We start from the raw sequence: 12,756 nt of genomic DNA on the forward strand, positions 1-12,756 counted from the left end.
TCAAAATGGGTTAAATTTAGGTATTACGCAGCTACGCAGCTTTATAAAAATTAAAATCCTATTCTACAAACATCACGCAGCTACGCAGCTAAATGACTAAAAACTGTACGAAAAAACAACTAAATTTTAAACATCCTACCCTAAGAGCCTTCAAGACTCTTAGGTTTTGATATGACTAGGGTGTTTTTATTTTCTACTTCTCATTCTCAAAAACCACACTTTCTATCGTTTGACACTTCATTTCAGTTTCTTGCCATTCTTTATCGGTGTCCGAATCTGCCGTAATTCCACCTCCTGCATACAAAATAGCTTGATTCTCCAGTAATTGCATACAACGAAGTTGAACATACAAACTACTTCCATTCTTAAAATTGATTCCACCTAAATAACCTGCATAAAACCCTCTGTCGTAGCCTTCATTTTCCAAAATAAATTGAGTCGTTATTTCTTTTGGCATTCCACAAACTGCCGAAGTTGGATGTAAAAGCTCTAACATAACCGTTGCTAATTGTGGAAAACGCTCTTTTACTGTATCTACAACAAACTCGGTTCTCAAATGCAAAAGATTTGCTGCTCTGACTGTCTTTGGTCCTATTTCTTCATATTCTCTCAAACGAATTTTCTTAAAACAGTTTATAATATAACGACTCACAAGTGCCTGTTCTTCAATTTCTTTTTGTCGCCAGAGTGCATTTTTGAGTTGCTTTACCTCCTTTCCAGACTGCGTTCCTGCAAGTGCCATTGTTCGGAAAATTCCGTTCTTGTCTTGACTTACCAAAAGTTCTGGCGTTGCACACATCCACGTCCCAATACGAGGAATCGAAACCAAAGAAACAAAAGCCGTTTTGTACGTTTTTTCTAATTTATGGTAAGCGTCTAAGGCATCAAAATCAGCATTCAAATCAATAAATTTATTTCTTGAAATAACTACTTTCTGAAACTCCTCATTTTGCATTAATTGTATTGCCTTATCAACAGCTTTTTTGTGCGTTTCTTGTGTAGTGGCTGTTGGAATGTTTTGAGGGTGGAAATAAGGCGTTTTGCAGTCTTCTTGGCTTTGTAGTTTTTTTAAAGCTTCAAAAAATTGCTTTTTTGTTTGATTTAATTTTTCAAATTCCTTTCTGTTTTTAGAAGAGATATTTTCTACAACAAAATCATTTGACGAGTCAAAATAAAGATGCGCTTCTAAAAAATAAGCCTTTGAATTGCTTTTGTTATTATCCTTGGGAAATTCTTTTTCAAATTTGTGCATCAAAAAACCTGTCCCCAAATCTTCCAAATCGGCTTCTACTAATCTAGTTTTTTGAGATAAATCAATGACTAACTGTAAGTTATCGGTATTTGGCTCTCTCCACAACGAAACACCCAAATTTTGAGCAATGGCAGCACACCACATTTTTTTGATAAAAGTAAGTGGAGATATATCTATTTTATTTTTATCAAGATGTAAGTCTTCTTTGTTAGAATCTACTAATTCTGAAAGGGTTAAGTAATTTTTCACGGCTGGTTGTATTTTATATTATTTTCCATACCCATAAATGAGGCTAAAAAATGTCATTTAGGTAGGTAATTTAATCTATTTTCAAAACTTTCAAATTAAAATGAAAGTTACTATAATTAACGGACAAATTCAAAAGATGTTACAAATTTAAGGATAAAACCAAAACCATTCTGCTTGTTTATGAATTATAGCTTTATATCTTAATAGGTTATAAAAGAATCTTTTCAGAATGCTAATTTGCTTTCACAACTGCTCTAAATTTAGTATCTTGCTAATAATAAAAGCAGTCTTTTATTTTACCTTAGTTTTGAAGTAAAAAATCATCACAGATTCCAGTACAAAAAAACAACTTGTTTTACAGTTCTTTTTTTGAATAGAGTTAAAATTAAAAATCGTTAATTACATTTTATCAAAACTTTATTCTGCTTTATTTCATTTTAGCTTAGAAATTTACTTTTTGGCTTTTCCTATTTCACTAAATAAAAATCACAAAAATTTACACAAATATGCTCTCTACCGACACAAATATTTACATTGACGTTCAGCCTACTCAAAATTCTCGTATAGATACTTTAGATGAAAATAACATTCCTTTTGGGCGTGTTTTTTCAGACCATATGTTTATTGCCGATTATAAAGATGGTGCTTGGACAGATTTGAAAATTGTGCCTTATGGTAATCTTTCATTAAGTCCAGCTGCTTCTACACTTCATTATTCTCAAACGATTTTTGAAGGAATGAAGGCGTTTTATAACACAAAAGATGAAGTTGTTCTTTTCCGTCCAGAAGAAAATTACGAGCGTTTGATGCGTTCTTGTGAGCGCATGTGTATTCCAAAAATGGATAAAGAAATTTTTATGCAGGGGCTAAAAAAACTTATTGATATAGACAGAAAATGGGTACCAAAAATTGAAGGAAGTTCGCTTTATATTCGTCCATTTATTTTTGCATCAGAAGGCTTCTTGGGAGTTCGTCCTGCCGAAGAGTATAAATTTATCATCTTTACGTGTCCTGTGGGAGCATATTATACACAACCTGTACGTGTAAAAGTAGAAACTGAATTTGTTCGTGCAGCAAGTGGGGGAACAGGAAATGCCAAAACTGGAGGGAATTATGCAGCAGCTTTATATCCTGCCAAACTAGCGCAAGAACAAGGCTATCATCAGCTTATCTGGACAGATGCAAAAGAACATAAATTTATTGAGGAATCTGGAACAATGAATATTATGTTTGTAATCAATGGCAAAATCTTAACGCCACCAACAGGAGATACAATCTTACAAGGAATTACTCGTAAAAGTTTGGTTCTCTTAGCAAAAGATTTGGGATATGAAGTAGAAGAACGTCCTGTAAGTGTTGCAGAAATAGAAGAAGCTATGAAAAACGGAAATCTTACAGAAGCCTTTGGAGTAGGAACAGCAGCCGTAATTTCTCAAATTGCAGCTATTGGAATAGAAGGAAAAGATTATGACCTACCAGCCGTAGAAACTAGAAAAATAAGTAACCATCTTTTGAAAGAACTAAAAGCCATTCGTTCGGCAGAAATTGAAGACCGTTTTGATTGGATGGAAAAAGTTTAAAATAGTGATAAATGGCAAATTATTAATGATCAACGCATTATGTTATGAACTCAAGCCGTTGTTGGTGTTTTAGCGAAGCGACACCAACAACTAAACCAAGGAACGCATTGTATTTTTTATGGATATGATGCGTTTTTTATTTGTGTAAGCTTTTATTTTTTTGATAGAATACAGTTCATTTCGGTTCGAATTTTGCCAATTCATTAAAAATTATATTATTTATTTCTCTTTCTTTTATTATTATTCAACAAAAAATATGATTCGCATTACAAAAATATTTACTCTTCTTTTCCTTATTGGTCTTTTTTCAGCGTTTGTTCCACAGGACAGCCCAAATGCTAAAGTATTAGGAAAATGGAAAACAATAGACGATGAAACCAAAGTAGCAAAGTCTATTATTGAAATATATGAAGTAAACGGAAAGGTTCATGGAAAAATTTCTGAACTACTAGACGGTGTAAGTCAAGATGAAACCTGTAAAGAATGCAAAGGAAAACGAGCAGGTAAAAAGCTTGTAGGAATGGAAATTATGTATGGACTTGAAAAAGATGGCGACAACGAATGGGAAGATGGCAAAATTTACGACCCCAATAATGGAAAAGAATATAGTTGTGAAATAAAACTCGTTTCGGCTGATAAATTAGAAGTAAGAGGTTATATCGGTTTCTCTTTTGTAGGACGTTCTCAAAACTGGTATAGAGTGAAGTAAATCAGTTAATTAATAATTTTTGTACGACAGTTTTCCAGACTGTTAAAAAGAATAGCCTGTTATTTTAAAAATGAAAATGGATAATTTACTTTTGAGTGGATTATCCATTTTTTCATTATTTCAAATTTTAAAATAAAAAGATGAGAACAGAAGAACAATGCGAACCACAAGAAAGATATTTATTTACAGATGAAATATGGTCTGATGAATCGATACTTTTTTGGCAAAACCAATGTGTAGAGAGATGTAAAAATAGAGACGATAAAGGAGAGGAATATGAAAAATATATCAATTGGAAACGCAAGAGTAATGAAGTTGCATTATTTACTATGTATGCCTATGCAGATTTCAAAATACCAAAACAATTTGATTGCATCTTTGATTTGAGAAATCCATCAGATTTTACTTCTACTAAAATGACTCTAACTCAATCAATTTGGGAAGCTTGGTTTCCTATGGACTTAATAGACCATGGGCATAAACATTTATGTATATTTGAATTTGAAGAAGAAGTTCCTGCTATACTTGACAAACTACATATTCTAAAAGGCAATTTTTCGAATATTCCAAAAGAAGCTACATGGCTGGGAATTTGTCAGATGAAAGATTTTGAAAAAATAAAATCAGCTAGAGAAGAATATTTATCAAAATAAAAACATTCCACTATAAAATGCTTCATTTACAGCTATTTAGTTATTTAAAATGGAATAATTCCCTAATATTCTCTCTAATTTTGATTTCTGTCTTTTAAATAATATTTTTTTGGTAAATTTGTAAAAATACCTGTAAGAGTTTTGAAAAGCTCTCTAGACAAAAACAAAAAGACCTAACTAAGAAACTAACTCATACAACTATACATCACTATGGCTAAAATAGAAATGGTAATGCCCAAAATGGGCGAAAGCGTAATGGAAGGCACAATCCTAACTTGGCTCAAAAGTGTAGGAGATACAATTGAACAAGATGAATCTGTTTTGGAAGTAGCTACTGACAAAGTAGATACAGAAGTTCCTGCTACACACGCAGGTACACTTGTCGAAATATTGGCAGAAGAAGGCGATGTCGTACAAGTGGGTGCAACAATTGCCGTTATAGAAACAGAAGTGGATGCAGAAGGTGGAAATACGCCAACTAACCCAGCTCCAAAGGAAGAAGAAGTAGAAGAAAAAGAGATGGTCTTAGAAACTGTTTCTGCAAATGGCAGTAGTCAAGTAAACGGAGTTACTCATCAAAAAAATGACTTTGCTACGGCAACACGTTTTTATTCGCCTTTAGTAATGTCTATTGCAAAAGAGGAAAGTGTATCTATTTCTGAACTGGAAACTATCAAAGGAACAGGTTTGGAAGGACGTGTTACGAAAAATGACATGTTCTCTTTCCTTCAAAATAGAAAAAATAATGGTAATGGTTCACAAACTGTTGCTACGCCTCAAACTCAACAAAAAATTGAAGTAAAAGAACGTAAGGCAGAATCGAATCAGAAACTAGAACAGTTACAGCCAGTCAAATCATACAGTAGTGATGTTGAGGTTGTCGAAATGGATAGAATGCGTAAAATGATTGCCCAAAGAATGGTCGAATCAAAACGTGTTTCTCCTCATGTTACTTCATTTGTAGAAGCCGATGTTACTAATCTTGTAAATTGGAGAAACAAATGGAAAAGAGTAGTGAAAGACCGTGATGGTGTTGCTCTTACGTTTACGCCTATTTTCGTAGAAGCTGTCGCAAAGGCAATTCAAGACTTCCCAAAAATAAACTGTTCGGTAGATGGTGATAAGATATTAATGAAAAAAGGAATTCATGTAGGCATTGCAGTTGCTCTTTCGAATGATAATTTGATTGTTCCAGTTATCAAGAATACGAATGAACTCAATCTTTTAGGAATCACTAAAAAAGTCTCTGAACTTGTAGATAAAGCTAGAAATAATAAACTTTCTCCAGATGATTTGTCAGGAGGGACTTATACGCTTTCAAATATTGGTTCATTTGGAAATATGCTCGGAACGCCAATTATTATGCAACCACAAGTTGCTATTATGTCAGTTGGCGCAGTAGTCAAGAAACCTGCTGTTGTGGAAACAGAACACGGTGATATGATTGGAATTCGTCATATGATGTACCTTTCTCATTCTTATGACCACAGAGTTGTAGATGGTGGGCTTGGTGGAAAGTTTGTAAGAAGAGTAGCTGATTATTTAGAGAACTTTGATGTAAACACTACAATTTAGTGGTAAGTTGTAAGTGAAATGAAAATATATTTGACTTAGAAAGTTAGAAAGGCATTGAATTAAATTTAATTCAATGCCTTTTTGGTTTTACTCAAAGGAGTAAAACTCTTTTATCAATTTAAACTAACCCTAAATTTTCAAAATCTGCATTTAAAATGCTTTTAGGATTCGTTTTGAGCCAATTTTTTAGAATATCACTATAAATCTGACGAAAATCTATTTTGAATTTCAAATCTCCATTATCTAAGTCTGTCAAGTTTGGTGCTTGTCCTACAAACTGTTTCTTTTTGAGATCTCCACCTGCTAAGAAAACTACATTTGCTGTTCCATGGTCTGTTCCACGACTTGCATTTTCGCCTACTCGTCTGCCAAATTTTGAAAAGGTCATCACTAAAGTATCGTTCCAGTTATCTGTTTTCCTCAAATCTTTTCGAAGTGCTTCAATCGCTTCTGCATAGTTTTTAAAAAGCCTTTCTTGTGCATTTTTTTGATTGGCGTGTGTATCAAAACCATTTAAAGAAACATAGTAAATTTGAGAATCACAGCCCGAATTTATGAGTTTAGCAACTTGCTGAATATCCTTTCCAAAACGATTCTTGGGATAATTTGCTACTGTTTTTCCTGCCTTATTTTTTTCAAATAAATATTCTGAACTGGCTGCTGTATTAGAAAGTGTTTGATACAAATAACTTACTTGCTCGTCGTGCGAATGTTCATGATGAGATTTGAGAGAATAAGCTACATTATTTTTTTCTGAATCTAAAATTGCTTTCACAACTGGCGTACTTGTCGTTCGTTTCAAACGATTCAAATCTTGTGCAGCAAAACCACTTTTCTTGATTCCTTTTAGAGCCAAACTAAGTGTATCGTCCATTTCTAAAGCAAAATGGGTTGGTTTATTTTGATTTTCCAAATGAATATTATCCAAATAACGTCCTAGCCAACCTGTTGAAAGATATTCATTTGAGCTACTTCCTGTTTGCCAAATGTCCATCGAACGAAAATGCGAACGGTCTGGATTTGGATAACCTACATTATTTATGATTGTCAGCTCTCCTTCTTCATAGATTTTTTTGAGTGGTAAAAGCGCAGGATTAAGTCCTTGCTCATCTGAAAGCTTGATTACTTCATTTTGTGGAATTGCAATTTGTGGACGTTCTTTATAATAAATATCATTTCTAAATGGGATAACTGTATTTAATCCATCATTTCCACCTGAAAGCTGAATAATAATAAGTTTTTTGTTTGAAGTCTTGATAGAACTTGCTGCCATAGAATCAAATCCTTTTAAAAATAGAGGAACAAACAACGTTCCTGCCGTAGCAAGTCCCATCTGACCAATAAATTTTCTTCTCGTTGTTTTCATACTATTGTGATTTTAAATTATTTACAACACTTAGAAAGTATTAGCTATTTTTGATTTAGCACATTTGATACTCTGGCAGACTAAGAATAGAAACTGTCCATGCTTTTATTTTTTCATTCTGATTAGTTGCTGCGTTGGCATAGGCTTCAAAAGCAGTTTTTTGAAATGTCTTGTTTAATTCCTTTTTTGAGTTTTGAGGAATTTGTATCAAAAAATCAGAAAGTTCTTTTGCTAAATCTTTAGTATCTGTTTTTTGAAATGATTTCATAAGTGGATTTATGTTTGCCGAAACATCAATTTTTCTCCCTACTCTTATTTTTTTGGTTTCTGGTTCGTCTTTTATATCGATTTCTATTTCAGCTTGATTAAAAATATAACCTGCATAATTGAGCCGAACCATCAAAGTAGCATTGTCAATCCATGCTTTTCCTCCTTGCCAACCTGCTACATTTGGAGGACGAAAAAGAATTTGTCCTAATACTTTTTGAGTAAACAAAATTCCATCTTCATTTTTAAAATTAAGATTTAATGTTCTCATCATTCCTACCAAAAACTCAACTGGAGATTTTATTTTCGAACCAATATTTTGTTCTTCATAAAACCAATCTTGTAAAAATAAATGTTTCATCATTTTTTCAATATTATAATCGGACTCAAAAAAAACAGTTGTTAATTCTTCTATATTTTTTTTATTTGGCTCTACCTCATTAACAAAAAAGCTATAAATTTTGGTAGTAATAAAATGAGCTGTTTCTTTTTTGGAAAGAATAATATCAATAATATCATTGCCATCAAAGTTTCCTGTTTTGCCCATAAATGTTTTTTGTCCTTCATCATGCGCTCGTTGTCTAAAGTTAAATTCTCCTGTCAGACGATTCGTAAACCAGCCTGTAAATGCTCTTGCAGCTTCTTTTATATCATTTTCAGTATAATTTCCTCTTCCAATTGTGAAGAGTTCTAGTAGTTCTCTAGCAAAATTTTCATTTGGTTTTCTCTTTCTGTTCTGTTGATTATTGAGATACAGAATCATTGCAGCATCTTTAGCAATTGCCAAAACAAGGTCTTTAAAATTTCCTAGCGCATGTTTTTTGATAGTATTGATTTGTTGAACGGCAAAAATTGGATTTTTGAGTTCACAAGCAAAATGTCCGTGCCAAAAGAAAGCCATTTTTTCACGTAATGTTCCCTTTTTAGGGTGTGCCATTTGTTCTACCCACTCTACATTGAGTTCTCTTACGTCTTGTCGTGCTGATTTACGAAGTTGTTTTTTCTGTTTGCCATTCATATTTTTCATGGCTGAAAGAGAATGCATATCAAAATCATTAGAGAATTTATGAATCGGTTTTGCACGTTCAAAAATTTGCTTGACAGCAGATTTTATGTTTTTAGTAGTCTTTAGCATATTTATATCTTTGGGCAAAATTCCAAATTCTGCACGCCAATATAAATGCTGTATCTTTTGTGGAGTTGATTTCATAAAAATAGTCGTTTTGGTAAGTAGAGAAATCAAATTTTATCTATTAGACTATTTTTTGTGGGAATGGTTTAATTCAATTAAATAAAAATTCAATTTTAATTATTTTTATTTCTTTTCCTGTGCTATCATTATTTCCACATTTGGGTCTAACTTGCTTTTAGCTTCTTCAACTTCTTTTTTTGACATTTTTCTAACGAATGAGGCAGAAGAACCACAATGACTTTTTTGATTTTTACCATAAAAGTGTATGAAATAAAGCCCTTTTTTGAGAGTTTGAAATTTGGTTTCATTTCTTTTACTATCCAAAACTTTTGTTTTCTTAGATAGTTCATAGGTTGGATACTTTATTCTTTCATCTATTTTATCTTTTTCTAAATTAGAGGAACGATTAGCCATTCTGACAGACATGTCTTTTATAGAATCAGACCCTAACTCTGTAATAAATTTTATTTCTTCATTTCCTTTCGAAATAAAATGAAATACAGTAAATGAAGTTGCATTGTCTTTTCTACGTCCTAAGATATTGTAATGCTTTTTATATTCAAATCCACCTTCTAAGTATTTTTCCTTTATTTCAACGTGATGCTCACAGCATTTTGTGTCAATCATTTTTTCTTCTGTATAAGAAAATAAAGGAATCAAGAGAATGAAAAATAAAATAAGTGTTTTCATAAGATAAATTTCACAATAGGTTTTAGAGTTTTTATGGCACATAGAGCATAAATTAAATTATATTCTATATGCCACAAATTAGACTTTACTTTTTTTCAGCCCAATGTTCTTTTTCTTCTTCTGTCCAAAGTGTAGGGAAAAACTTCCGTTGCTGGAATTTTGGATGTAAATATTTTTGCCATTTTGAACCTCCAGTAGCTGCTTTATTCTCTCCTTTACTATCCAAATAATGTTTTGCTGTATTGAGATGAACAAGTGGAAAAGTAACATTATAAAGCGTATCAAAATCTCTCAATAAATTTTGTAAATCAACTGAAATAGGCGAAGTAGCATTTAGTTTTATCAATTTATCTTCTACTGTATTTCCTTCTAGCTCTTTGGCAAGATGAACAAATTTATCTAAATATTTTTCTTCAAACTGCCTTAAAGTGAGTGTTTTATTTCCTGTCTTTCGGTTTTGTCCTGCATCTTTCCAGTAAATATGCTCAAAATAATCTTCAATTTTTGGATTTGCATTTTCTTTCAAACGCTCTATTCCTTTTTGATTAACTAAGTTTTTTACTCCAGTACAATAAATCTCAATAAAACGAAATTGTGCGCTCTGAAAACCACTAGCAGGAGTTAATGTACTTCTAAAGGTATTGTAATCATCATAATCCATTCCTTCACTCATCACTGAAAAAGAATTGATAAGCATAGAAGTATAACGATTTAGACGATGGATTTTGGTACTAATAAACGTTTCTGTAATATTTTCTTCCTCAATAATTTGTTCTAATTCGTGAACCATTAATTTGAGAGTAAGTTCTGTAATTTGATGATAAATAATAAATATTTCTTCGTCCTTAAAGTCAGTACGAGGTTTTTGAAGAGAAAGAAGTGTATCTACTTCGATATAATCCCAATAATTAATTGGCTTTGCTTCCAATAACCCTTTCAAATAGGTATCTGGGTTTTCGCCTAAATTATAATATTTTTCATTGATGGCTTTTATGATTTCTTCTTGTGTCATTGTTTTGTTTATTGATTATAAATTGTGGCTACAAAGTTAATCATATAGAATTTTATCAAGTACATTTAAGAAAATTCTTTGCTATTTTGACAACCCAACTCTTATTTTTAGAGTAATAAATAGTAGAACAATCTTACAACTTTGCTATAACTATTCTATAAAAATGAGAAATAGTCTAACACTTACCAAAAAACAATCTTTTTTTCTAAAAGAAAACCGTCAAGACCCAGTTACAGGAGATGAGTTTAATTTAGGAGATGAAATAGTTTTTTGTGCATCTTGTAAATCTGCTTTTTTGAAAGAAAGTTGGGAATACATGAACTCAAAACATTGTGGGCAAACTTTTACGCTTAGAAAATTTCCTATTCAATCCAAACTAAAACTCTCTAAGCCTATCATTTATGACTTTAAAAAGCCTGATACTGGAAAGCGTATTGTAGCTTATTTAATAGATAATCTTTTTGCTGGTCTCATAGCCGTATTAGCTTATTTCATTCTTGAGAGTATGGCAAGAGGGATTGCTGAAGGTCTGTCTTTTTTAATAGGAACTATGTATATGCTATTTAGAGATGGAATTGGTATAAAGGGAAGTTTGGGAAAGCGAGGAGCAGGACTTTATTTTATAGATACTAAAACTAAAAAGAATGCTTCTGTCTTAACTCTTTTGTTTAGAAACGTACTTTATTGGATTTGTCTTTTTGCTGCAATTAGTTGTATAGTTTTTTTAGAAGTAGCCATTGGAGCAAGTGGAGTGATAGGAAGTTTGTTAGGTTTTGGGCTGTTGATTGTAAATATTATTAATGTCTTTTTAACCATAGACCAAAGCAATATTTTTGATAGAATATTGAAAATAGAATTGGTAGAAAAGAAATAAGAAAAGTAACTACTTACTAAATATTTTGTGAAGCAATCCAAGCTGTTGTCCAAGCTGCTTGAAAATTGAAACCTCCTGTAATGGCATCAATATCTAAGACTTCGCCAGTAAAATACAAATCAGGTAAAATTTTGCTTTTCATTGTTTTGAAATCAACTTCTTGCAAAGAGATTCCTCCACAGGTAACAAACTCATCTTTATAAGTGCTTTTTCCCGTTACTTTGAAGATTCCTTGAGTAAGTTGTTGGGTAAGGCTATCTAACTCTTTATTTGAAAGTGATGCCCAGTGTTTGGTTAAGTCTATTTGTGCAGCCTCTATAAGTTTTTTCCATAATCGATTCGGAATTTCAAAAGGACACAATGTTCCAATTTGTTTTTTTCGCCATTCCTCTCTATGAGCTTTCAAAACTTTCAAAGTGTTTTTTGGAGTATCTTCTATCCAATTGATGCCCATTTGGAAGTTATAATTTTTGTCTGCTAACTCTCTCGCTCCCCAAGCAGAAAGACGCAAGACAGCAGGTGCAGAAAATCCCCAATGCGTAACCAAAACAGCTCCGTTTTCTTTATTTAGTTTCGTGTCATTTGCCCAAACAGTTCCATTATTTACAGAAACACCTGCCAAATCTTTTAAACGAACGTCATTTTTTACGTCCATTGTAAAAAGTGAAGGAACAGGATTTGAAATAGAATGACCTAAATTTGTTAGCATTCTCCAAGATTTTGGCTGACTTCCTGTCGAAACAATAACTACATCAGCTTCTACATTGGGTTTGTTTTTTATCTGAATTTGCCACTTAGAAAGGTTATTATTTTCATCTGTTGGAGGAATTAATTTTTCGACAGCAGAACCTTTTTGAATATTGATATTTAACCTTTTAGAATCTTTCAAAAAACAATCAATAATAGTTTGAGAATCATCAGAGATAGGAAACATACGCCCATCAGCTTCTGTTTTGGTTCTCACACCTCGTTTTTTAAGCCATTCTACCATATCTTGAGGTTGAAATTGATAAAACGCACCTAAAAGTTCTTTTTCTCCTCGTGGGTAATTTTTGATTAACTCTTCTGGTTCAAAGCAAGAATGCGTAACATTACAACGTCCACCACCCGAAATTTTTACTTTTTTGAGAAGTGTATTGGTTTGTTCTAAAATAGAAACGTGATAGTTTGGATTTTTTTCTTTTAAATTAATGGCTGCAAAAAATCCACCTGCACCACCACCGATAACTACTACTTTTTTGTTTTTCATTGCGATATATTGGTAAGATACAAATTTAGAAAAAAATCCTTTACTCTTTAATTAGGAAGCATTAATATAGTTGTTTTTGTTACTAACG

General features: G+C 32.3%; 11 protein-coding genes. 5 read left to right on the forward strand and 6 right to left on the reverse strand.

All coding sequences use genetic code 11. The features are described from left to right. Positions 1 to 193 precede the first annotated feature (193 nt). The gene (locus tag WAF17_RS00185) at positions 194 to 1,501 is read right to left on the reverse strand and encodes a chorismate-binding protein (RefSeq protein WP_338764728.1); all 1,308 of its coding nucleotides are present in this window, start codon (positions 1,499 to 1,501) and stop codon (positions 194 to 196) included. 506 nt (positions 1,502 to 2,007) lie between these two features. On the opposite strand from WAF17_RS00185, the gene WAF17_RS00190 reads away from it, so the two are divergent. From WAF17_RS00190 to WAF17_RS00205, 4 genes are all read left to right on the forward strand, one after another. Next, positions 2,008 to 3,081, forward strand: coding sequence for a branched-chain amino acid aminotransferase (locus tag WAF17_RS00190; protein ID WP_338764730.1), 1,074 nt, complete (start codon positions 2,008 to 2,010; stop codon positions 3,079 to 3,081). A gap of 256 nt (positions 3,082 to 3,337) precedes the next feature. After that, complete coding sequence (locus WAF17_RS00195; protein WP_338764733.1) at positions 3,338 to 3,790, forward strand: DUF2147 domain-containing protein; 453 nt, start codon at positions 3,338 to 3,340, stop codon at positions 3,788 to 3,790. Between the two features lie 140 nt (positions 3,791 to 3,930). After that, positions 3,931 to 4,443: a hypothetical protein gene (locus WAF17_RS00200; protein ID WP_338764735.1), complete on the forward strand. Its 513-nt coding sequence runs from the start codon at positions 3,931 to 3,933 to the stop codon at positions 4,441 to 4,443. Between the two features lie 210 nt (positions 4,444 to 4,653). Further along, positions 4,654 to 6,018: a dihydrolipoamide acetyltransferase family protein gene (locus WAF17_RS00205; RefSeq protein WP_338764737.1), complete on the forward strand. Its 1,365-nt coding sequence runs from the start codon at positions 4,654 to 4,656 to the stop codon at positions 6,016 to 6,018. A 118-nt stretch (positions 6,019 to 6,136) separates the two neighbouring features. Here the strand turns inward: WAF17_RS00205 and WAF17_RS00210 are convergent, their stop codons facing one another. From WAF17_RS00210 to WAF17_RS00225, 4 genes are all read right to left on the reverse strand, one after another. Next, positions 6,137 to 7,384 carry a DUF1501 domain-containing protein gene (locus tag WAF17_RS00210; protein WP_338764740.1) on the reverse strand — a complete coding sequence of 416 codons (1,248 nt, stop codon included), beginning with the start codon at positions 7,382 to 7,384 and terminating at the stop codon, positions 6,137 to 6,139. Positions 7,385 to 7,439: 55 nt separating this feature from the next. Then, on the reverse strand, positions 7,440 to 8,861 hold the full coding sequence (locus tag WAF17_RS00215) for a DUF1800 domain-containing protein (protein WP_338764743.1): 1,422 nt from the start codon (positions 8,859 to 8,861) through the stop codon (positions 7,440 to 7,442). 105 nt (positions 8,862 to 8,966) lie between these two features. Next, a complete protein-coding gene (locus tag WAF17_RS00220) occupies positions 8,967 to 9,533 on the reverse strand; it encodes a hypothetical protein (RefSeq protein WP_338764745.1) in 567 nt (188 codons plus the stop codon). A gap of 85 nt (positions 9,534 to 9,618) precedes the next feature. Next, positions 9,619 to 10,545, reverse strand: a complete 927-nt coding sequence (locus tag WAF17_RS00225) for a tryptophan 2,3-dioxygenase family protein (protein ID WP_338764747.1) — start codon at positions 10,543 to 10,545, stop codon at positions 9,619 to 9,621. Between the two features lie 163 nt (positions 10,546 to 10,708). On the opposite strand from WAF17_RS00225, the gene WAF17_RS00230 reads away from it, so the two are divergent. Further along, a complete protein-coding gene (locus WAF17_RS00230) occupies positions 10,709 to 11,419 on the forward strand; it encodes an RDD family protein (RefSeq protein WP_338764751.1) in 711 nt (236 codons plus the stop codon). 16 nt (positions 11,420 to 11,435) lie between these two features. On the opposite strand, the gene WAF17_RS00235 is transcribed toward WAF17_RS00230, so the two are convergent. Beyond that, positions 11,436 to 12,668, reverse strand: a complete 1,233-nt coding sequence (locus WAF17_RS00235) for an NAD(P)/FAD-dependent oxidoreductase (RefSeq protein ID WP_338764754.1) — start codon at positions 12,666 to 12,668, stop codon at positions 11,436 to 11,438. Between the last annotated feature and the right edge of the window lie 88 nt (positions 12,669 to 12,756).

The organism is Bernardetia sp. ABR2-2B, from assembly GCF_037126435.1.
Taxonomy (GTDB): Bacteria; Bacteroidota; Bacteroidia; order Cytophagales; family Bernardetiaceae; genus Bernardetia.